At 68.8% G+C, this 21,414-nt stretch carries 22 protein-coding genes; 6 read left to right on the top strand and 16 right to left on the bottom strand.

All coding sequences use genetic code 11. The features are described 5' to 3' along the window. Positions 1–28: 28 nt before the first annotated feature. The 8 genes from FIV34_RS08645 to FIV34_RS08610 all read right to left on the bottom strand — a co-directional run bounded on the left by FIV34_RS08645 (position 29) and on the right by FIV34_RS08610 (position 8,238). Positions 29–823, bottom strand: a complete 795-nt coding sequence (locus tag FIV34_RS08645) for an ABC transporter permease (protein ID WP_139981608.1) — start codon at positions 821–823, stop codon at positions 29–31. Beyond that, the gene (locus FIV34_RS08640; protein ID WP_211352728.1) at positions 820–1,428 is read right to left on the bottom strand and encodes an ABC transporter ATP-binding protein; all 609 of its coding nucleotides are present in this window, start codon (positions 1,426–1,428) and stop codon (positions 820–822) included. The genes FIV34_RS08645 and FIV34_RS08640 overlap by 4 nt, the downstream gene beginning before the upstream one ends. Continuing rightward, positions 1,425–4,463, bottom strand: coding sequence for an efflux RND transporter permease subunit (locus FIV34_RS08635; protein ID WP_139981606.1), 3,039 nt, complete (start codon positions 4,461–4,463; stop codon positions 1,425–1,427). Before FIV34_RS08635 ends, FIV34_RS08640 begins: the two co-directional genes overlap by 4 nt. Further along, positions 4,460–5,500: an efflux RND transporter periplasmic adaptor subunit gene (locus FIV34_RS08630; protein WP_139981604.1), complete on the bottom strand. Its 1,041-nt coding sequence runs from the start codon at positions 5,498–5,500 to the stop codon at positions 4,460–4,462. The genes FIV34_RS08635 and FIV34_RS08630 overlap by 4 nt, the downstream gene beginning before the upstream one ends. Continuing rightward, positions 5,500–6,831, bottom strand: coding sequence for a TolC family protein (locus FIV34_RS08625; RefSeq protein ID WP_170207549.1), 1,332 nt, complete (start codon positions 6,829–6,831; stop codon positions 5,500–5,502). The genes FIV34_RS08630 and FIV34_RS08625 overlap by 1 nt, the downstream gene beginning before the upstream one ends. Before the next feature lie 108 nt (positions 6,832–6,939). Then, positions 6,940–7,152 carry a hypothetical protein gene (locus tag FIV34_RS08620; RefSeq protein ID WP_139981600.1) on the bottom strand — a complete coding sequence of 71 codons (213 nt, stop codon included), beginning with the start codon at positions 7,150–7,152 and terminating at the stop codon, positions 6,940–6,942. A gap of 148 nt (positions 7,153–7,300) precedes the next feature. Beyond that, positions 7,301–7,741: a hypothetical protein gene (locus tag FIV34_RS08615; protein WP_139981598.1), complete on the bottom strand. Its 441-nt coding sequence runs from the start codon at positions 7,739–7,741 to the stop codon at positions 7,301–7,303. A 59-nt stretch (positions 7,742–7,800) separates the two neighbouring features. Beyond that, complete coding sequence (locus FIV34_RS08610) at positions 7,801–8,238, bottom strand: hypothetical protein (RefSeq protein ID WP_246058785.1); 438 nt, start codon at positions 8,236–8,238, stop codon at positions 7,801–7,803. A 187-nt stretch (positions 8,239–8,425) separates the two neighbouring features. Between FIV34_RS08610 and FIV34_RS08605 the strand changes: the two genes are divergently transcribed. From FIV34_RS08605 to FIV34_RS08580, 6 genes are read left to right on the top strand one after another with little or no spacing between them, the layout of a single operon-like run. Next, positions 8,426–10,189 carry an ABC transporter transmembrane domain-containing protein gene (locus FIV34_RS08605; protein WP_139981596.1) on the top strand — a complete coding sequence of 588 codons (1,764 nt, stop codon included), beginning with the start codon at positions 8,426–8,428 and terminating at the stop codon, positions 10,187–10,189. Positions 10,190–10,232: 43 nt separating this feature from the next. Beyond that, positions 10,233–11,252 (top strand): ligase-associated DNA damage response exonuclease, encoded by a 1,020-nt coding sequence (locus FIV34_RS08600; protein WP_139981594.1) that lies wholly within the window; start codon positions 10,233–10,235, stop codon positions 11,250–11,252. Then, positions 11,252–12,847 (top strand): ATP-dependent DNA ligase, encoded by a 1,596-nt coding sequence (locus FIV34_RS08595; protein ID WP_139981592.1) that lies wholly within the window; start codon positions 11,252–11,254, stop codon positions 12,845–12,847. Before FIV34_RS08600 ends, FIV34_RS08595 begins: the two co-directional genes overlap by 1 nt. Beyond that, a complete protein-coding gene (locus FIV34_RS08590) occupies positions 12,804–15,242 on the top strand; it encodes a ligase-associated DNA damage response DEXH box helicase (protein ID WP_139981590.1) in 2,439 nt (812 codons plus the stop codon). The genes FIV34_RS08595 and FIV34_RS08590 overlap by 44 nt, the downstream gene beginning before the upstream one ends. Then, positions 15,239–15,883 carry a ligase-associated DNA damage response endonuclease PdeM gene (gene pdeM / locus FIV34_RS08585; RefSeq protein ID WP_139981588.1) on the top strand — a complete coding sequence of 215 codons (645 nt, stop codon included), beginning with the start codon at positions 15,239–15,241 and terminating at the stop codon, positions 15,881–15,883. Before FIV34_RS08590 ends, pdeM begins: the two co-directional genes overlap by 4 nt. Positions 15,884–15,914: 31 nt before the next feature. Continuing rightward, positions 15,915–16,766 (top strand): energy transducer TonB, encoded by an 852-nt coding sequence (locus FIV34_RS08580; RefSeq protein ID WP_139981586.1) that lies wholly within the window; start codon positions 15,915–15,917, stop codon positions 16,764–16,766. On the opposite strand, the gene FIV34_RS08575 is transcribed toward FIV34_RS08580, so the two are convergent. The 8 genes from FIV34_RS08575 to FIV34_RS08540 form a co-directional block, all read right to left on the bottom strand. After that, a complete protein-coding gene (locus FIV34_RS08575) occupies positions 16,763–17,260 on the bottom strand; it encodes a molybdopterin-dependent oxidoreductase (RefSeq protein WP_139981584.1) in 498 nt (165 codons plus the stop codon). The genes FIV34_RS08580 and FIV34_RS08575 overlap by 4 nt on opposite strands. Before the next feature lie 17 nt (positions 17,261–17,277). Then, a complete protein-coding gene (locus FIV34_RS08570) occupies positions 17,278–18,000 on the bottom strand; it encodes a copper homeostasis protein CutC (RefSeq protein WP_425462912.1) in 723 nt (240 codons plus the stop codon). A 2-nt stretch (positions 18,001–18,002) separates the two neighbouring features. Next, on the bottom strand, positions 18,003–19,052 hold the full coding sequence (locus FIV34_RS08565; protein WP_139981582.1) for a glycosylasparaginase: 1,050 nt from the start codon (positions 19,050–19,052) through the stop codon (positions 18,003–18,005). Continuing rightward, a complete protein-coding gene (locus FIV34_RS08560; protein ID WP_139981580.1) occupies positions 18,985–19,287 on the bottom strand; it encodes a hypothetical protein in 303 nt (100 codons plus the stop codon). The genes FIV34_RS08565 and FIV34_RS08560 overlap by 68 nt, the downstream gene beginning before the upstream one ends. Continuing rightward, positions 19,284–19,787, bottom strand: coding sequence for a prepilin-type N-terminal cleavage/methylation domain-containing protein (locus FIV34_RS08555; protein WP_170207548.1), 504 nt, complete (start codon positions 19,785–19,787; stop codon positions 19,284–19,286). Before FIV34_RS08555 ends, FIV34_RS08560 begins: the two co-directional genes overlap by 4 nt. Then, the gene (locus FIV34_RS08550; RefSeq protein WP_139981575.1) at positions 19,784–20,179 is read right to left on the bottom strand and encodes a type IV pilus modification PilV family protein; all 396 of its coding nucleotides are present in this window, start codon (positions 20,177–20,179) and stop codon (positions 19,784–19,786) included. The genes FIV34_RS08555 and FIV34_RS08550 overlap by 4 nt, the downstream gene beginning before the upstream one ends. Before the next feature lie 135 nt (positions 20,180–20,314). Continuing rightward, positions 20,315–20,521 (bottom strand): cold-shock protein, encoded by a 207-nt coding sequence (locus FIV34_RS08545; RefSeq protein WP_063573812.1) that lies wholly within the window; start codon positions 20,519–20,521, stop codon positions 20,315–20,317. A 147-nt stretch (positions 20,522–20,668) separates the two neighbouring features. Continuing rightward, on the bottom strand, positions 20,669–21,412 hold the full coding sequence (locus tag FIV34_RS08540) for an S-methyl-5'-thioinosine phosphorylase (protein ID WP_139981573.1): 744 nt from the start codon (positions 21,410–21,412) through the stop codon (positions 20,669–20,671). Positions 21,413–21,414: the final 2 nt, after the last annotated feature.

Below are 21,414 nucleotides of genomic sequence, written 5' to 3'. Positions count from 1 at the left end.
CCAGGTTAGCGGCAACGCACCTAGCCCTTCACCGCACCTGCAACCGATCAAGCCGGAGACGCTGGCGGTCATCCGTCAGCCGATCCAGCGCCAGGCGTACCGAGAGGATGGCGCCGAGGCCGCTGCCGCCGGCGAGTAGCAGCATCAACACGATCTGGTACGTCGCTGCCGCCAGTGGGTCCATGCCGGCCAGCACCTGGCCGGTCATGATGCCGGGCATGGTGATGATGCCGGCGGCGCTCATCTGGTTGATCAACGGCACCATGGCGCGGCGGATGGACCGGCGGCCGAGCGAGCCGCTGGCTTCATGGAAGGAGTGCCCCAGCAACAGGCGTGCTTCGATCGCCGGCGCTTCCGGCATCACGCCTTCCAGCACGCCCGCCATGCCGATGCTCACCGAGTTCAGCACGTTGCCGAGCAGGATGCCGACGACGGGAATGACAAAGCGCGGCGAGCCACCGTGTTCGCCGGGAAGCAAGGTGACCAGGGCGAACAGCGAGGTCAGCAACGCGGGCGCGGCGACGCTCACCAGGCTGGTAACGTAATGGCCATGGCGAAGCCGCTGCTGCGGCCGTGCCGCCGCTTCCCGCGCCGCGGCCAGGGTCATGACCAGCACCAGCGCCAGTGTGAGCCACAACGTGTCGATCGCGAACACGGCACGTAGGATGTAACCCAGCGCCACCAGCTGCACCACCATGCGCAGCGAGGCGATGGCCAGCGAGCGATGGATTTTCAGGCGCATGACGATGGAAAGCACGCCGTCGAGCACCAGCACGATGGCGGCGATCGCCACATCCATGGGTTGGAAGGCGACGACGTTCATCCCTGCCCCAGTACGCCGTCGGCGATACGGAAGATACGGCTCGCCATGCGCCGTGCCTGGGTGATGTCGTGGGTGACGACCACCATGGCCATGCCGCGCTCGCGCCGTTCGCGCAGACACCCTTCCACCGCCAGCACCGCTTCCGCATCGAGCCCGCTGGTGGGCTCATCCAGCAGCAGGACTTCCGGCGATTCGATCAGGGCGCGTACGAGGGCGAGGCGTTGCTTCTCGCCGGTGGAAAGGCCGAGGACATCGCGGGCCAGGATGTCCTCGGGCAACCGCAGGGTCGCGCAGAGGCTCGCAGCGGCGGCCAGCAACGCGGAAGGAAAATGTTCGACCACCGAGGGCGCCCACCAGCCCGACACCGCCGGCACCAGCATCACGCGCTTGCGCCACTGGGTGGCCGGCATCGCGTTGCGTGCCTGCCCCGCCAGCGCCACGCTGCCCTCGCCCGGGTCCAGGTCCGCCAGCAAGCGCAGGAGCAGCGTCTTGCCCGCCCCGGACGCACCCATCACGGCGATGCATTCCCGAGCGGCGAGGTCGAACGACACGGGGCCGATGCGCGGGCCGCGCAAGGCGTCCACGACCAGCGTCGGCGTCGTCACGGCAGGTGCGTCCTGCGCATCGCCGCGTGCACCGCCACCGGCAGCACCACCAGCACCATGGGAAACTGCAGCAACAGGCCGGCGACGATGGCCACCGCGAGCGGCTGTTGCATGTCGGCACCGCGGCCCAGCGCGAGCACCAGGGGCAGCAGCGTGAGGATCGCAGCCAGGGTGGTCATGGTGATCGGGCGCAGGCGATTGCGCACGGCACGGCGCATGGCCGAACGCCAGCCGAGCCGCTCGCCCAGCGCCATGTATTCGGAGATGAGGAAGATAGCCATTTCCGTCGCAATACCCAGCACCATGGTGAGGCCCATCATCGCCGTGATGTTGAGGTCCACGCCAGCGATCCAGAGGCCGGCGAACACCGCCGACGCCGAGACGAGCGAGGCGCCGATCACCAGCAGCGCGATCCGCGTCCGCCGATACAGGAACATCAGCAGGATGAACTCGGCGCCAAGGGCCGCGGCGAACACCTTACGCAGCCCGGCAAACGCGACCTGTTGCTGCTGGTAAAGGCCGCCCAGCTCGTAGCGCACGCCCGGCGGCAGCATGCCCGGGCGGGCCAGCTCGGCACGCACCCGAGACACCGCCGACGCGATGCCGCCGGATTCGATACGGGCGGTGACCGGGACCATGGTCTGCAGGTCTTCGCGGGTGATCTGCGGCTGGCCTGCCACGGGGATCACCTGGGCGACGCGGGACAGCGGAAACAGATGGCCGTCCGCCGCCCGGACCGGCAGCGCGAGCAGGTCATGGATCTGCCAGCCTCGAGCACCCAGCCCACCGACGCGCACGCCGATGGTCTTCACCGCCCCGGGCAGTTCGGTGGCGACGACACCGGCGAGACCATCCGAGATGGCCTGCGATACCGCTTCCACCGTCACGCCCTCGACCAGCGCCGCATCGGCATCGATGCGCACGTCCAGCGCGTCGCCGGCCACCTGCGCACCGCTCTTCACGTCGACCAGGCCGTTGAGCTTCTCCAGCGCCGCGGCCACGCGCCCCGCCAGCGGCAGCAGCGTCGCCACGTCATCGCCGTAGAGCTTCACCTCGATCGGCTGCGGGACGGCGGTGAGGTCGCCGATCAGGTCTTCCATCAGCTGCGCCACTTCCACCTGCACGCCGGGGACGTTGTGCAGGATGCGGTCGCGGACGTCGTTCATCACGTCCACGGTGTGCGCTGCATGGTCCGCCTTGAGCTTGATGAAGAAATCGCCGTGGTACGACTGGCCAAGGTCACCACCCAGGCCGGTGCCGAGCCGCCGGGAGAACGTCTCGATGTCCGGGTCCATCCGCAGCAGCGATTCCACCTGGGCCACTTCGCGCTCGGTCCCGACGATCGAGGTGCCGGGTGCGGTGTAGTAGTCGAGGACGAAACCACCCTCGTCCGCTTCGGGCATGAAACCGGTGGGCACGTGGGCGTACGAAAGGACACCCACGCCGAGCATCGCCACCACGGCCATCACGACCAGCCACGGCCGGCGGAAGGCGATGCCGAAGACAGCCCCATGCAGGCGATCGAAGCGCTTTTCCCAGCGTGCGGGCACGTGCCGCCAGCTGGCGGCGTTGGACAGGCGCGCGGCCAGCACGGGCACGACGAAGGCGGTCATGATCCACGAGACGATGAGCGTGCAACCCATCGTCACCGAGAGCGCGCGCGAGAACGCGCCGGTCACGCCATCAAGAAACGCCAGCGGCACGAAGACGATCAGCGTGGCGAGGCTGGAGCCTGACAGCGGGACGAAGAATTCCCTTGCTGCCGTGTAGATCGCATGCGCCCTGCCCGTGTCGTCGGTTTTCGCCACGCGACGCGCAATGTGCTCGACCATCACCATCACATCGTCGATCACCAGCCCCACCGCCGCGGCCATGCCACCGAGCGTCATGATGTTGAAGCTGAGGTCGAGCACGTCGAGGCAGAGGATGGCGCTGGCGAGAATGGCCGGCACCACGACGAAGACGATGACGACGAGCCGGCCGCTGCGCAGGAACGCGAACAGCACGCCGGCGGCGAGCAGCAGGCCAATGCCGATGGCATCGCGGACGCTGCTGGCCGAGGCCGTCACCAGGTCGCTCTGGTCGTACCAGTTCTTCAGCGTCACGCCGGGTGGCAGCGGCAGGCGGTCGAGTTTTTTCCGTACCGCGGCAGCGATGCGGACGGCGTTGCCATCGGGCTGCTCGTAGACGTTCAACAGCACGGCGGGCCGCCCATCTTCGGCCACGCGGGTCCATTCCGGGGCGACGCCCATGCTCACCCTGGCGACGTCGCCGACGGTGGTGCGACCACCGCCCGCCGTCGGCAAGGGCACGGCCGCGACGGCCTTTACGTCCTTCATCGGATCGTTGGCGACGACGAGGAACAGCTTGTGGTGATCCTGGATCCGCCCGACCGCATTGACCTGGTTGGCCGCCGCGATGGCCGTGGTGACGTCCGCCATGCTCAGCCCGTGCGCGGCCAGGGCGTGCGCGTCCATCTCCACCTGGATCTCCGCGGTCTGGCCGCCCTGCACGTCCACGCGCGCCAGGCCCGGCACCGCGGCCAGCATCGGCGCGATGCGGTACTCGGCGAAGTCACGCAGGGCCACGGGCGAAAGGCCGTCGCCGCGCAGGGCGTACGAGATGATCGGGAATACCGTGGGGTCCATGCGCCGCACGTCGTAGCGCGTACCCGCGGGGAGATCGGGCATGGTCGAGGCGATGGCGGCATCCACCAGCAGCGTGGAGGCGATCATGTCGCGCCCCCAGCCAAAGTCGATCGAGATCTGCGCTTCGCCCCGCGACGTTTCCGAACGGACGCTGTTGACGCCCGGTACCGAGCGGATCGCGTCTTCCACCGGGCGCGTCACCAGCAGCGACGTCGTATCTGCCGGCCGGTCGCCGGCACTGAGGTCGACCACGATGCGCGGGAACGAGACTTGCGGAAACAGGCCGACCGGCAGGTTCAGCGCGGCCACCGTGCCCATCGCCGCGAGCATCACGGCCAGCAGGACGAGGGTGGCGGCGTGCCGGCCCAGGAAGGTGGCCGTCCTCACCGGCCACCCTCGGCGGTGACCACCGCCATGCCTGCGGTGAGTTGCGGTGCGCCGACGGTGACAATGGGCGCGGTGGGGTCGATGACCCCGTCGAGCACCACCTGGTCGCCGCGTTCGAGCAGCACGTGCACCGCGACGCGCGCGGCCTTGCCGTCGTGCACCTGGTACACGGCCCGACCCTGGGTGTCGTCGACCACGGCATCCGCCGGCATCAGCCACCCCGCCGCCTGGCCCACGGTGATCTCGGCGCGCCAGGCGCTGCCGGCGAGCACCGCGTGGTCGGGCTGGATGCGCACGGGCACCAGGCGCGTCTGCGCATCGATGGCGTCGCCGATACCGGTGACGGTGCCATGCATCGCCTCACCGCCACCCACCGGCAGCAGCGCGACGGGCATGGCGTTACGCACACTCATGGCATCGCGCGGCTCAAGGCCACCGGCAAACACCAGCCCCGATGACGGTGTGATCGTCAGCAGCGTGCCGTTCGCCGGCACGCCCTGGCCGACCGACGCCGCGATGCTCGTGACGGTGCCGTCGGCCGGCGCGCGCAGCGGCACGCTGCCGCCATGCGTTGTTGCGGGGAACGTGGCGAGGTTGGCGCGCGCGTCGGCGACGGCTTTCTCCGCCTGGGCCACGTCATCGTTGGTGGCCAGCGCGTCCTGGTGCAGCCGCTGGCTGCGTGCGAGCGCCTGCGTGGCGACGGCAAGCGCGGTGGTGGCCTGGTTCCGGGCGGCCGTGGCCGTCGGGGAAAGCGCGAACGTCCCGATCACCTGCCCCGCATGCACATGCTCGCCGAGCCCCACGGTGAGCGACGCCAGCGCACCGTCCGCGCCGAACGCCACCGCCCGCTGATAGGCCGGCCCGGTGCTGGCTTCGCCCCACGCCACGACGGTACGCGGCAACACGCCCTGCTTTGGCTTCGTCACACGAACCGCCGCCGAAGCCACCTCATGGCTGGATTCGTCACCGGGCGATGCCTGGCAAGCCGCCAGCAGGATGGAAGCGAGCGAGAAAGTAAAAACCACAAGGCGATGCATCAGCGGATGTCCTTATCGGAAGCGATGTCCGGCATGCCGATACCCAGCAGGGTATCGAGGCCGATCCGTTGTTCGCGCACCGCGAGCTCGGTGCGCAAGACGGCGACGCGGCGTGAGAGCGACGCCACGCTAAGGTCGGTATAGGCCTGGCGGTCGAGATCGCCCCGGTCGAGAGCGGCCGCCGCACCGTCCGTTCGATCCGCCGTGAGCGTCGAGGCCTGCGTGGCCTGGGCGAGCTGGCGTTCGGCGACGTGCTGGGCGGCCATCAGGGCGCGTACTTCGTCGTGCGCATCCGCGACGCGCTGGCTGTATTCCTCGTGGAGACGCTGCCGGGTGACGCCCTCGGCGTCGGCTTGCACGCGGCCCTGGTCGAAGATCGGCAGGTCGATGGTCACCGCCGGACCACCGTTCTTCACCCGGCTGTTGTCCTGCGAGGCGGCATAGCCGACGGACAAGGCCGGGAACTGCGAGAGCACGGCAGCGCGGAATCGCGCGTCCTGGGCGTCGTAACCCATGGCGAGCGCGACGAGATCGGGACGGTGCCGTGGCAGCGTCTGCAGCGCGGCGGTGGCGGCGTGGTCATCCAGCGGGACGACCGGCGCCAGCGGTGCGAGTGGCAGCGGCGCGTCGAACGACAAACCCATCAGGGCACGCAGCTCGCGGCGCTGGGCGGCCACGCCGCGCTCGGTTTCCGCGGCGGCCTGCGCCGCCTCGCTGGCCGCCTGTGCGATCGGCGCCGTCGTGGTGGCATCGAGATCACCACGGCCTTGCGCGGCGGCGACGGTGGTCCACTGGCGCTGGAGCGTGCTGGCCAGTTGCGACTGCGCGTCGAGCAACTGATCGCCCAGGACCACATCCGCTACCAGCTGGCGACCCCGGGCCAGCGTCTGCCAGGCCTCCCAGGCGAGGCTCGCGTCCACTTCCGCAGTGGCCGCCTTCGCCTCGTCGCGCCGCGCACGCAGGATGATCCATGCGTTTACCGGCTCGGTCAGGGCGGCCGTCCAGGCCGTGGCGTTGCCGTCGCCGGACAGCAGATAACCCAGGCTGCCTGAGAACGAGGGATTGGGCAGCAAGGCCCCGGATTCGGCCTGCGAGCGCGCTTCGGCCCGGCGCAGGGCCGCGAGCTTCAGCGAGGGATTGTTCTGCAGGATGAGCTGGCTGACCTCGGCCTCGCCGAGGGGCGCCTGGGAGGTCGGCGCGCCTTCAAGGGCGGCCACCGAGGCGGCGTAGCGGGCGTTGGCATCCAGCGGCAGGCGGCTATAGCGCGCACAGGCCGGCAGGAGGCATAGCGCAAGGGCCAGGATCAGTAGGCGAAGGGGGAATCCATGCATGTGTAGCGAACGTTCCGGGGGACACATTCACCACGCTAACGGGCCAGCCTTACGAATATCTGTGGCGGGCCACGGGAAATACCCGCTGCCCGCCACGATATGTGGTGCTTAGCGGTTCACCCAATGGCACTGGCGCTGCTTGTGGTAGTGGCCGTGATGATCGTGCACGCGCACGTTGTGGCACACCTGGTGGCGATGATGCGGCGGGTGATGGTCATCGGCATTGGCGGCGAACGGCGCGAGGACGGCGGCGCCGAGCACGATCATGGCGAGAAGGCGCGAACGACGTCGCGCGGTGGTGCTGTTCGTGGTGAGGGTCATGCTGTGCTCCCGGTGTGTGGTGGGTGACAACGTGGCCGTTCCGCGCAGGTGAGTCAATACAAATGACGACGTGCGCACGTCTGTGATTCAGCTTCATCTAAACGGGGCGAAGGATCGCAAGATCTTTCGCCCCGTGACACTCAATGCATCACTCCGCGGCGAGCCGCGCATCCTGACCGCTACCACTGATGGCGACCTTGCTGCCGACGCTCAGGCCCTTCACGCCCTGGCCCGTCTGCACCAGCGCCATGGTCTTTCCGTCGTCGAGCTTCAGCTTCACCATGTAATGCGCGGCGGGGCCTTCGCCCGCGATGTTGCCGCCGATCTGTTCACCGGCCGCCATCGAGCCCTTGCCGATGAGTTCGGTACCGGTCGCGGTATTGGAGACGCGCGATGCGCCCATGCCGAACAAGCCACCGAGCACCTTGCCCATCTGCTTGCCCTGCTTGTGCTGCTCGCTCTCGTCGTCGCCGCGATTATCAATCGGGGTCATGTCGACGATGGTGCCGTGGCGCAGCGACTGCGCGTGGCTGGAAGCGAACGGGACGAGCGAAGTAACCGCCAGCATGGCGGAGAGCATCCATTTCATGTGTCACCTTCAACGATGTTTGAGGGGAGTGCGCCCGTACGCCGGACGCGGGCGTCGCGTCAGCGATTCTTCGGCCGGCCCCAGCTGCGGATGTACGGCGCGCATTTCACGCCGTCGTATTCGTAGCGGCTGATGATGCCGTCGGCATTGGCGTAGAACGTGACGGTGCAATGGTGCTCGGCCGCCACGTCATGGTGTTCGTTGGTGGTCTGCAGGATGAGCGTGTTGCCCATCTGGCCGACGGCCTGGGTATTGGAGGAGTCGTACGAATACGCTTCGCTGCCGAAGTTGTATTCGTAGGCGGTCTCGCCCGTCTTGCTCACCTCGTAGGAGGTGAAGCCGCGATCCACCGGCCATTGCACAAGCAGCTCGCTGGCATCGTGGCCAAGCCAGCTGTCGGCGACGGCGGTGGAGGCTTTGCTGTAGGCGTTGGTGGCATGGGCGGAAAACGACACGGCCAGGCCAAGCAGGGCAACACTGAAGAGAGATGCGCGCACCGATCCATTCCTTTGACATCGCAGGTGAAGCCTTCCCCTTGCTCGCACGTGGTCCGGGTGTGCGTGTCGGCGCTTCCCTGCCCCTGTCTCCGACGGCGGGAGCATACCGCAATTTTGGGTTGCAGCAATTGAATACTGCACTGCCCGGCCCCATCCGTTGGCCAATGGTCAGGGCCAAGGTAGACGAATGAGCGGCGAACGCAGGGCGAAATCACGCAATATCGGCGCGTTGCGCGACCTCTGGCCGTTCATGCGGCCGCACAAGGCCCTGGTGGCCGGCTGGATCATCTTCCTCGGCCTCTCCTCGGGCGCCTCCCTGGCCCTGCCCCCGGCCATCCGCCACATCATCGACAGCGGCTTCCTCGCCTCCAACGTGGCCACGATCAACGGCACCTTCCTCGCCCTGTTCGGCGTGGCGGTGGTGCTGGCGATCGCGACGGCCGGCCGCTACTACTGCATTGCCCTGCTCGGCGAACGCTCGCTCGCCTCACTGCGCAGTGCGCTTTATCGCCACGTGATCGGCCTGGATGTCGGCTTTTACGAGAGCACCCGCGTCGGCGAGCTCACCTCGCGCCTGGGCACCGATACCGAGGTGGTGCAGACCCTGGTCGGCTCGGGCATCTCCGTGGCCCTGCGCAGCGCGGTGATGCTGATCGGTTCCGCCGTGGCCATGGCCTGGACCAGCCCGCACCTGGCGGGCCTCACCGCCCTGGTCATCCCCGCCGTGATGTTGCCGATCCTGGTGTTTGGCCGCCGCGTGCAGAAGCTCTCGCGGCACAGCCAGGACCGCATCGCCGATGCCGCCGCCGTGGCCAACGAAACCCTCAACGCCGCGCAGGCCGTGAAGGCCTACAACCGCGAGCCGATCGAGAGCCGCCGCTACGCCGACGCCATCGCGCTGGCCCTGGCGACCGCGCGCCGCCGCATCGGCATGCGCTCCCTGCTGACCGCCGCCGTCATCGTCCTGATCTTCGGCGCGATCACCCTGGTGCTGTGGGTGGGCGCGCGTGACGTGATCCACGGCCAGCTGGCGCCCGGCGTGCTCAGCCAGTTCGTGCTGTATGCGATTTTCGCCGCGGGATCCGTGGCAGGCCTCTCCGAGGTATGGGGCGATGTGCTCAGCGCCGCCGGTGCGATGGAGCGAATTGGCGAACTGTTCACCGAACAGCCGGTGATCCGCACCCCCGAGGCCCCCGAGCCGCTGCCGGTACCGGTGACCGGCGCGCTGCATTTCGACAACGTGGAATTCCGTTACCCGTCGCGGCCGGACGTGGCCGCGCTCTCGGAGTTCTCGCTGGACATCGCGCCCGGCGAAACCGTCGCCCTCGTCGGGCCGTCCGGTGCCGGCAAGAGCACCGTCTTCAGCCTGCTGCTGCGCTTCCACGATCCGAAATCCGGCGCCATCCGCTTCGACGGCGTGGACCTGCGTGCCCTCGCCCTGCCCGACCTGCGCGGCTCCATTGCGCTGGTGCCGCAGGAGACGGTGATCTTCGGTGGCAGCGCCGCGGACAACATCCGCTTCGGCCGTGAGGACGCCAGCGCCGAGGAAGTGCGCGAGGCCGCCCGCCTGGCCGAGGCCGACGGCTTCCTCTCCGCCCTGCCGGAGGGCTACGACGCCGCCCTGGGCGAGCGTGGCGTCCGCCTCTCCGGCGGCCAGAAGCAGCGCATCGCCATCGCCCGCGCCATCCTCCGCGACGCGCCCCTGCTGCTGCTCGACGAGGCCACTTCGGCGCTGGATGCACAGTCCGAAGCCGCCATCCAGCAGGCGCTGGAGCGGCTGGAGAAAGGCCGCACCACCCTGGTCATCGCCCACCGCCTGGCCACCGTGCAGCGCGCCGATCGCATCGTGGTGATGGAAGCCGGCCGCATCGTCGCGCAGGGCACCCACGAGGAGCTCCTCGCCCAGAACGGCCTCTACGCCGAGCTGGCGCGGCTTCAGTTCGTCGCCTGAGCGTTGCCACCCCCTTGACGCCGCGCCCCCTAGCGTCGGCGTCATGGACAGCGACCTGCTTCTTCCCCGCCCCGAGGGCCTTTACTGCCCCGCGGGCGATTTCTACATCGACCCCATGCTGCCGGTCGCGCGGGCGGTGGTGACGCACGCACACGGCGACCACGCGCGGGCGGGCAGCGCGCTGTATCACGTGGCGAGCGCGGGCATCGGCCTGATGCGTGAGCGCCTCGGCGCGACGTCGACGATTCGCGCGTACGACTACGGCGAGCGTTTCACCCTCGGCGAGACCACGCTCAGCCTGCACCCTTCCGGGCATGTGCTGGGCGCCGCGCAGGTACGCATCGAGGGCCGCGGCAAGGTCGCGGTGGTGTCGGGGGATTACAAGCGCGATCCGGACCCCACCTGCGTGCCGTTCGAACCGGTGCCCTGCGATGTGTTCGTCACCGAATCGACGTTTGGCCTGCCGATCTATCGATGGCCACCGATGGACGAGGTGATCGACGAGCTGATGGCGTGGTGGAACGACTGCGCCGAACGCGGCATCCCGGCCGTGTTGTTCTGTTATGCGCTGGGCAAGGCGCAACGCATCCTCGCCGAACTCTCCACGCGCACCGATCGCGCCGTCTGGTTGCACGGCGCGATGGTGCGCCTGGTCGAGGCCTACCGCGAGGCGGGCGTGACGATGGTGCCGACGCTGCCGGTGAGCGACACCGCGCGCGGCCGCGACTTCGCCGGCGAACTCATCGTCGCGCCGCCCTCCGCGGCGGGATCAACCTGGATGAAGCGATTCTCTAAGGCCTCGACAGGCTTCGCGTCGGGATGGATGCAGGTGCGCGGCGCGCGCCGGCGTCGTGGCTACGATCGCGGCTTCATCGTCTCCGACCACGCCGACTGGCCGGGGCTGATCCGCAGCGTGGAAGACTGCGGGGCGAAACGCATCTACGTCACCCACGGCGACGGCGAGGCCCTCATCCGCCACCTGCGCGAACGCGGCCACGATGCACGCGCCCTGCGTTCGCTGGGTGCGATGCCTGACGTGCGTACCAGCGAGGAAGGCGACTGATGCGCCGCTTTGCCGCGCTGTACGACGCGCTGGACCGCACCGCGTCCACGTCGGCCAAGCGCGATGCCATGGCGGCGTACTTTGCCGACGCACCGGCGGAAGATGCCGCATGGGCGGTGTATGTCCTCGGTGGCGGCAAGCTGAAACGCACGGCTACCTCCACCGAACTCCGTGCCGCGCTTGCTGCGGAAACCGGTTATGCGGAATGGCTGATCGACGACAGCTACGCGCATGTCGGCGACCTCGCGGAAACCATCGCGTTGATGCTGCCGCGCCAGGAGAGCGAAGGCGTCGACACGCCCCTGCACGTGTGGATGGAAGCCCGGCTGCCCTCGCTCTCGCGGCTTGAATCGGCCGAACGGATCGACGTGCTGCGTGATTGGTGGCGTGAACTGCCCGCGGCGCAGGTGTTCCTGGTGAACAAGCTGCTGACGGGTTCGTTGCGCGTCGGCGTGTCCCACCGTCTTGTCGTCCAGGCCATCGCCCAGTGGACCGCACACCCCACCGATCTGATTGCGCACCGCCTGAGCGGCACGTGGAAGCCTTCAGCGACGGCATTTCGTGCGCTGGCCGAGCCCGAGCGCGCCGACGAACATGCGGGTGACCGGCCCTACCCGTTCTTCCTCGCTTCCCCGCTGGAACACGAGGTGGAATCGCTCGGCCCGGTCGACGCGTGGGTGGCCGAGTGGAAATGGGACGGCATCCGTGCCCAGCTGATGCGCCGCGGCGACGATGCCATCCTGTGGTCGCGCGGCGAAGAGCGCCTCGACGGCCGCTTCCCCGAGCTGGAGACCGCCGCGCGTGCCTTGCCCGATGGCTGCGTCATCGATGGCGAAATCCTCGCCTGGGCGCTCGACGAGGCGCACCCGTTGCCCTTCGCCGCCTTGCAGAAGCGCATCGGCAAGCTGAAGCCCGGCGCGAAACTGCTGGCCGACACACCCGTGCGGCTGATGGCGTACGACCTGCTCGAGTTCGACGGCAAGGACCTGCGCGAAACACCGCTGATCGAGCGGCGCGCCCGCCTTGCCGCGCTGCTGGAAGGCAAGGCACCCACCTTCATGCTCTCCGTCGCCGTCGAGGCCCATGCCTGGTCCGACCTCACCGCCATTCGCAACGAGTCGCGCGAGCGCCGTACGGAAGGCCTGATGCTAAAGCGCCTGGATTCGCCGTACCGCGTGGGCCGCAAGCGCGGCGACTGGTGGAAGTGGAAGGTGGACCCGTACACCATCGACGCCGTGCTGCTTTACGCCCAGCCTGGCCACGGCCGTCGCTCGGGCCTGTTCACCGACTACACGTTCGGCGTGTGGGATGGCGAAGCCCTGGTGCCGGTGGCAAAGGCCTACTCCGGCCTCGACGACAAGGAGATCGGCCAGCTGGACCGCTGGATCCGCGCGCACACCATCGATCGCTTCGGCCCCGTGCGTTCGGTGGAACCCACCCATGTGTTTGAACTCGCCTTCGAGGCCATCCAGGCCTCGGGGCGCCACAAGGCCGGCGTGGCGGTGCGCTTCCCGCGCATCCTGCGCTGGCGCACCGACCTTGCGATACGCGATGCCGACAAACTCGACGACCTCCGCCGCCTGGCGTCGGGCTGAAGCGCGCCTGCGGGCGTGGTTCGCCGAACAGGAGCGCCGGCCGGCGCCGTTCCAGCGTGCCGCCTGGAAACACTGGGGCGAAGGCCGCCATGGCCTCGTGCATGCGCCGACGGGCACCGGCAAAACCCTCGCGGCGGCGGGCGGCCCGCTGATCGACGGGGTGCTGAATCCGGGCACCGGCTTACGCCTGCTGTGGATCACACCGCTGCGGTCACTGGCCACCGACACCGCGCAACATCTCACCGCGGCTGTCGAAGCGATGGACCTGCCGTGGCGGGTGCTGCGGCGTACGGGCGACAGCGGCAGCGCCGAGCGCGCGAGGCTGCGCCGCGGCGCCTGCGAGCTGCTGGTGACGACACCGGAAAGCCTGGCCCTGCTGCTCAGCTATCCCGATGCCCGCGAGCGCTTCGCCCGACTGCGCGGCGTCGTCGTCGATGAGTGGCACGAGCTGGTCGGCAACAAGCGTGGCACCCTGCTCCAGCTCGGCCTCACCCGCCTGCGCCACTGGCAGCCCGAGGCGCGCATCTGGGGCCTCTCCGCCACGCTGGGCAACCTGGACGAAGCGTTGCGCGCCCTGTCAGGCGACGGCGTGCTGGTGGGCGCCGCGTCGCGCAAGAAGACCCTCATCGAAACCGCCGTGCCCGAGGGGAATGAACGATTCCCCTGGGCCGGGCACCTGGGCCTGACCCAACTGCCGCGCGTGCTCAAGGCGGTGATGCAGGCACGCAGCAGCCTCGTCTTCGCCAACACGCGTTCGCAGGCGGAACTGTGGCACGAGGCCCTTGCCTCCGTGTGGCCGGAGTCGCAGGACACGCTCGCGCTTCACCACGGCTCCATCGATCCGAAGCTGCGCTTCGCCACCGAGGAAGGCCTGCGCGTCGGTGCCCTGCGCTGCGTGGTGGCGACCTCCAGCCTGGACCTCGGCGTGGACTTCTCCACGGTGGACCGCGTCATCCAGGTGGGCAGCCCCAAGAGCGTCGCGCGCCTGCTGCAACGGGCCGGCCGCAGCGGTCACCAGCCAGGCATGCCCTCGCGCATCCTCTGCGTGCCCACGCACCTGCTGGAACTGGCCGAAGTGGACGCGGCCCGCCGCGCGCTGGACGAAGGCCACCTCGAACCGCGCCACCCGATGCGCGGCTGCCTGGATGTGCTGGCGCAGCACCTGATGACGATGGCGCTGGCCGGTGGCTTCACCGCTGACGACGCCTACGCCGAAATCACCGCCTCGCTGGCCTACGCGAACCTGCCGCGCGAGCGCTTCGATGCCGTGCTGGCCTATCTCTGCACGGGGGGCTCCGCGCTGGCGAGCTATCCCGAATACCACAAGCTGGTCGAAACCGATGGCCGCTATGGCGTGGAGAGCAGCCGCGTGGCGCGCATGCACCGGCTGTCCATCGGCACCATCACGTCCGATGGCACGCTGCAGGTGCGTTACATGAAGGGCGCACGGCTGGGCACGGTGGAGGAAAGCTTCGTCTCGCGCCTGCGCCCGGGCGACCGTTTCCTGTTCGCTGGCCGCAACCTCGAACTCGTGCGCGTGCGCGAGATGACGGCGTACGTGCGCGCCGCACCGAATCGTCGTGGCGGCGTCCCGCGCTGGATGGGCGGCCGCCTGCCCTTGTCCGGCGAACTCTCCGACGAACTGCGCCGCGCGCTTGCTTCGCCTGATCCGCGCAGTGCGGAGATGCGCGCGCTGGGTCCCTTGCTGGCCATCCAGCGCGCGCAGTCCGCCGTGCCCATGCTTGATGAAACACTGTGCGAGCGCACACGGACGCGGGAAGGCGACTACCTGTTCGTGTTTCCGTTTGCCGGACGGCTCGCCCATGAAGGCCTGGCGGCTGTGCTGGCGTGGCGCCTGGCACGTATCCAGCCGGGCGATTACGGCTACGCGGTGAACGACTACGGCCTGACGATCACCGCCGCGCGGATGCCGGCGCTCGACGCCGAAACGATGCGCCAACTCCTGCATCCCGCGGGCCTGCGCAGCGATATCCGCGCCAGCGTGAATCTCTCCGAACTCGCCCGCCGCCAGTTCCGCGAGATCGCCCGCGTGGCTGGCCTGGTCTTCAACGGCTATCCCGCGCAGGCCAAAACCCTGCGTCAGTTGCAGGCCTCCAGCGGGCTGTTGTTCGACGTGCTGCGCCGGCACGATCCGGGCCATCCCCTCCTATGGCAGGCCGAACGCGAAGTGCTTGACCAGCAGCTCGACTTCACCCGCCTGCGCGCCTGCCTGTTGCGCATCGCGCGCTCCCGTTTGCTGTGGCAGGAACCGAAACGGCTGAGCCCGCTGGCGTTCCCGCTCTGGGTGGAGCGGCTGCGCGGCGGCATCGCCACGGACGACTGGAAATCGCGCGTGGAGCGCATGGTGGCGAGCCTGGAAAAGGGCGTGGCATGAACACGCGTGACGTCGACATCGCGGGCGAACGCCTCACCCTGCATCCCGAGCGCGCGATCTACTGGGCGGCACAACGCACGCTCCTTCTATCGGATGTGCACTTCGGCAAGGGCGCGGTGTTCCGGCGCGCCGGCATCGCCGTACCCAGTGGCGACACCGACGACGACCTCCGCCGGCTCGATGCGCTGATCGACACATTCCAGCCACACCGCGTCGTTATCCTCGGCGACCTCGTGCATGGCGCGGCGACATCGCGCAGCGCATGGGTGGACGACGTGAGGGCGTGGCGCGCACGGCACGCAGGCATCGATATCGTGCTGGTCGCGGGCAACCACGATCGTCACTTCGACGTCGCGTCATTGGGCATTTTCGTGCAGCCGGATCGTCTCGCCGTGCCGCCGTTCGTGCTGTCGCATCACCCGCATGCGCACGCGGGAGGCTATGTTTTAGCGGGCCACGTGCATCCCGGCGTCGTCGTGCGCGATGGATGGCGCAAGCATCGCTTGCCGGCATTTGTATTTGATCGTGCCGTCGGTATGCTTCCTGCGTTCGGCACGTTGACAGGGTTGCACGAGGTCAACGCCGCGCCGGGTCGGCAACTTTTTGCGAGCACGCCGGCGGGGATCATGGTGGTACGGTAAGCGTTACTTCACATGGCAGGGAGTGAAACGGATGACGAAGCAATGGGTTTTGGGTTTGGCGGCGCTGACGATGACCGGGCTGGCCATCGCAGCGGGACCACAGGCGGCGCGCAAGCGGGCGGAAGCCAGCATGCTGGTCACCGGCGACATCACGGTGGCTCCCGATGGGTCCGTCACCGGTTACGCGCTGGACAAGCAGGACAAGATTCCCGCCGACGTCGTCGGCCTGATCGGCAGCGCTGCGCCGAAGTGGCGTTTTGAGCCGGTGATGCGTGAAGGCCATGCCGTCGCGGCCCATGCGCACATGAGCCTGCGCCTCGTCGCCCGGCGCGAATCGCCCGACGCGCAGACGTATATCGTGCGCATCGCCGGCGCCACGTTCGGCGAAGAGAATGGCGGTGGTGAAACGGTCGCGTACGCCAAGCGCTCGCCGCCGTCGTATCCCTCCAACGCGGTCGCGTCCGGGGTCCAGGGCACGGTGTACCTGCTGCTGCGCGTCGGCCACGACGGCAAGGTGGTGGACGTCGACGTGGAACAGGTGAACCTGGGCGTGGTCGGCTCCGACACGCAGATGAACGTGTGGCGCAACGTGCTGGCCAACCCGGCGTTGCGGGTGGCGAAAGACTGGACGTTCAACATCCCCACGACCGGTAACCACGCCAGCGACCCGTTCTACTTCGTGCGCGTCCCGGTCACCTACCGCCTGCGCACCGGCCCGGTGCCGGATGATCACTACGGCCAGTGGGAAGCCTATGTACCCGGCCCGAAACAGGCGATCGCGTGGGCGAAGGACACCGGCGAAAGCGCCGATGCCCTGCCCGACGACGGCCTGTTCCTGGTCAACAGCGGGCTGAAGCTCACCACCCCGCTGGACAAGGGTTAAGGCTTGCGGCGCTCGGTCGTCGAGGCTTCCACCAGCTCGATCGCCGTGACGCTGTGGATCCAGCGTGCCGGACGCGAGTCGTCCGGCACTACCAGCCGGTAAGGGCCGTCCTTCGCATCGAGCGGCTTGCCCTCGTGCTGGTCGACGAGCACCACCTTGCGGCCGCCAAAGTCCGGATCCAGTTCACCGAGGCTGAAGATCACCTGGTAGCCGTCGGATGCGGTGACGCGGACGAAGTCCGAGAGCGCCTTCCCGCGCAGTTCCTTGCCGACCGGCGCACCCTGCGCGCGGAGCACATCGATGAGGTTCACGCCCTGCCACGCCGTGGGGGCATCGCCATGGGCGCCTGCCTTCACTTCAGTACGCGGCAGCGACGCGATGTTGAGATCCGCGGCCGCCTTGCCCGGCGCCGTGTAGTGCACGGCATCAGCGGCGGCCACGTTTCCAGCCATGCAAAGGCCGGCGAGCACAACGAATCCCTGCAGTCGATTCACGATAGGCATCCCGTGGTTTAAGGAGTGATGGCGGCGACCAGCGCGCGCACCGTGGCAACGTCCGTGCGTGTTTCGCCCGCGCCCATGCCCAGCGGATCGGCCCGCGAGCGGCGCATGGCCGACGGCAGGCGGCGCTTGGCGGACGCGTGGAACTCGTTCGCCGCCGTGACGCTGCGCAGGTCGGCGATATTGCCGGGCTCGATCCCCGCGCCCGGCATCACCACGATGCGCTGGCCGGCCTGGGCCACCAGCCGGCCGAGCCGACTGGCGCCGGCCACGGCGCTGGCCATGCCGCCGGAGGTGAGCACGCGCTCGAAGCCGAGTTCGACGAGGGATTCCAGGCTGTCGGACGGGTCGTTCACCAGATCGAAGGCGCGGTGGAAGGTTACGCCGAGGCCGTGTGCCGCCTCGACGAAGCGCGCACAGGTATCCAGGTCCACTTCGCCCTCGGGCGTGAGCGCGCCCACCACCACGCCGTCGCAGCCGAGGTCGCGGCAATGTGCGATGTCATCGAGCATCGCCTCGACTTCATGGTCTTCGTAAACGAAGTCGCCCGCGCGCGGACGAATCAGCACATACAGCGGAATGGTGAGGCCTTCGCGCGCCAGCACCAGCGTGCCGTGCGACGGCGTGACACCGCCTTCGTCCAGGCTGGCGCACAGTTCAACGCGGCCGGCGCCACCTTCCTGCGCCGCGAAAGCGGAGGCGGCGGAGTTCGCGGCGACTTCGAGGAGAGCCATGGTCAGAACGTGCTCTTGGCGGGGATCAGCGTGTCCTGCTTTTTCGCATCGCAGATGGCATACGAGAAGCCATCCTGGATGGCCCACGCGCCGACGTTGCCCTTCTTGTCCATGGCGAGGAAGCCGACCTGCAGGCCGCGTGCTTCCGGCTTCTTGCGCAGGATGCGCTCCATCGCTTCGCGGCAGGCATCCTGCGGCGAACGGCCCTGGCGCATGAGTTCCACCACGAGGAAGCTACCGACGTTGCGGATCACTTCTTCGCCCACGCCCGTCGAGGTCGCTGCGCCCACCTCGTTATCGACATACAGGCCGGCACCGATGATGGGGCTGTCGCCGACGCGGCCGTGCAGCTTCCACGCCATGCCGCTGGTGGTGCAGGCGCCGGAGAGGTTGCCCTTCGCGTCGATGGCGAGCATGCCGATGGTGTCGTGGTTGCTCGCATCGCCCGGGGTGCCACCCGGGCCGGCGTTATAGGTTTTGACTTCGCTGTTGGCCTGCGGCGTGTACTTCGCCGTCTTCAGCCAGGCATGCCACGCCTGCTCGGATTCCGGCGTCAGCAGTTCCTCGCGCGGGAAGCCCTGCTCCAGCGCAAACTGCAGGGCGCCATCGCCGACCAGCAGCACGTGCGGCGTGCGCTCCATCACCCGGCGGGCGACGGAAATGGGATGGGCGATATGTTCGATCGCGGCGACGGCACCGCAATTGCCGTGTTCGTCCATGATGCTGGCGTCCAGCGTCACCTTGCCATCGCGGTCGGGATACCCGGCGCGGCCGACGCTGTGGTTCTTGAGGTCCTGCTCCGGCACGCGCACGCCCTGCTCCACCGCATCCAGCGCGCGGCCGCCGGTGGAGAGCACCTTCCACGCGGCCTGGTTGGCCGGTACGCCGAAGTCCCATGTGGAGCACACGCGCGGCAGCATGCCCGGGCCGCCTGGCGACACCGACGGGGCTTTCGTCGTGCCAGGGGTCGCGGCGGCTGCCGTCTTACCCGCCGCCGCGAGCGCGACGCCCGATGCAATCGTCGCGCCCTGGAGAAAACGCCTGCGATCCATGGAATCCCTCGAAATGCGACGCGCCGTTCGCGCCATCCGTGATGGTCGCATGCGCCTCGCCGGCCTGACCACCGCGACGATCGTCACGGGCCGCCCTGAGCAGTTCCCGGCACCACGCGTCGCCCGCCTCGCGCTGCCGGGCCGCCGCGAACCGCGCCGCCTCGGCACCCAGCAGCGCCAGGATCGCCAGCGAGGCCAGCACCATGAGGAGGATGGCACCGCGCTGCTCCCTCATGGCGGTATCCACGCCCAGCGCGAACGCGAGGTACCGTCGCGCAAGGACAAGCGCAGCTCGACCAGGCGGGCACGAGAGGCGTCGCCGCGTCGTGCCTCGTCGTGCCGGATGCCGCCGTCCACGTCGGTGTCGACCAGCACCTGCAAGGCCGTGGCGCCTTCGAAGACCCGCTCGCAATGCCTGCCGGCGCAAAGGCGAAGGCCGTCCTGGATCGTCCACGCCCGCTGCCGGCCCACCACCAGCGCCATGCCGTAAGCACCGCCCACGTAAACCGGGCAGCCGCGGGCGGGAAGGCAGGTCGACCACTCGCCATCGCGGCGCACGTCCGCCAGCATGGCCGCGAGCGCCGCATCGGCCGACTCCGTTGCCCCCGATGACGCGAAGCCACGCCGGACCTGAGTGGCGACGGCCGCCGACCCCACCAGGACGACGGCCGCTACCGTCGAGGCCACGGCAAGGCCGACGACCAGTTCGACCAGCGTCATGCCGCGCATCTTCATGGCGCCACGCCCCAATGCAGGGCGCCTCCCGGCCAGGTGATGCGGATGAGGCAGGCGCCCTGGTCGCAGGCAACGTCCCCGTTGGCGCCGCGCCCCCATGCCGACGCGAGCGCGGCGTGGAAAGCGGCGAGATCATGCTGCGCAAGCTGGGCCGGAGAGCAGGCCTTGCGGCAGTCGATCCTTGCCGGAATCGCGTGGCGATAGTGGCCGGCGTGCACCCCGGCGCGGTGGGCGCGCAGCCGGGCTTCCATGTCGCTGGCGATACCCAGTGCACGAACGCGTGCCGACGCCTGGGACGTATCCGCCGTGGACCGGGCCAGCCAGGTCGCCGACGCCGAGGCGCCGATGGCGAACACGGCCAGGGCGGTGAGGGATTCGATGAGGGTAGCCATGCGCCAAGGGTGGCGTCATGGCGGATCCGGGACAGCCGGGGCGGCACGCCGCGCGCTGTCGGCGCCGCCCTTGCCTGCAGGCGAAAAAAAACCCCGCGACACGCGCGGGGTTTTCCGGCGACTTGGCGCTACCGATCAGGCAGCGATTTCGACGCCCGACGCCTGGGCACCCTTCGGGCCCGTCGTCACTTCGAACTGCACACGCTGGCCTTCCTGCAGGCTACGGAAGCCCTTGGAGTTGATCGCAGAAAAGTGGACGAACACGTCCTCCCCACCGTCCTCGGGTGCGATGAAACCGAAACCCTTGGCGTCGTTGAACCACTTGACCGTACCGAAACGCATTGCGGAAACCCCTAGACATGGACTGGAAGCACCCGGATGGCGAGGCTTTCCCCAGATCCCCTTGGCCTGCCCCCGCGGCGCGTGCGAAGTATCATCATGTTTTAGACGAACGCGCAAGTGGGATTCTTTCCCATAGGCCGCCCGGGGTCAGCCTTCGAGCATGCGGCCGAGGATGGGCGGGACGTTGGCCGTGGCAGCGGCGAGGTGGGCAAAGATTTCCTCGATGCTGATCTCGGCCTCGTCACCGGCGCCCGCGGCGAAGTTGGCCACGAGGGCCAGGCAGGCGAATTCCAGGTCGAGCTCGCGGGCCAGGACGGCCTCGGGCATGCCGGTCATGCCGACCAGGTCGCAACCGTCGCGCTTCATCCGGGCGATCTCGGCGCGGGTTTCCAGGCGCGGACCCTGGGTCACCCCGTGCACGCCACCGTCGATGATGGCCAGGCCCTCGGCACGTGCCGCGGCGAGGATCGCCTGGCGCAGGCTCTCGGTGTATGGCTCGCTGAAATCGATATGCCGGACCTCGGCGCCTTCGACGTCGTTGAAGCTCGTGTAGCGGCCGTGGGTGTAGTCGATCACCTGGTCAGGCACCACCAGCACGCGCGGGCCCATGTCGTCGCGAATGCCGCCGACGGCATTCACCGCCACGATCTTGCGTGCACCCAGCGAGTGCAACGCCCACAGGTTGGCGCGGTAGTTCACCCGGTGCGGCGGCACCGTATGGCTCTCGCCATGGCGGGCCAGGAAGGCGAGGCGCCTGCCCTTGAAGTCGCCCACGACGATGTCGCCCGAGGCCGGCCCGAAGGGGGTTTGCACGGCATGGCGCTCGGCGTTCTCCAGCCCCTCGAACTGGTAGAGGCCGCTGCCGCCGATCACGGCGAGGTCGATGCTCATGG

Source organism: Luteibacter pinisoli (assembly GCF_006385595.1).
In the GTDB taxonomy this organism is placed as follows: domain Bacteria; phylum Pseudomonadota; class Gammaproteobacteria; order Xanthomonadales; family Rhodanobacteraceae; genus Luteibacter; species Luteibacter pinisoli.
The sequence above is the reverse complement of the archived record's forward strand: the minus strand, read 5'-3'. Positions and strand labels throughout refer to the sequence as shown.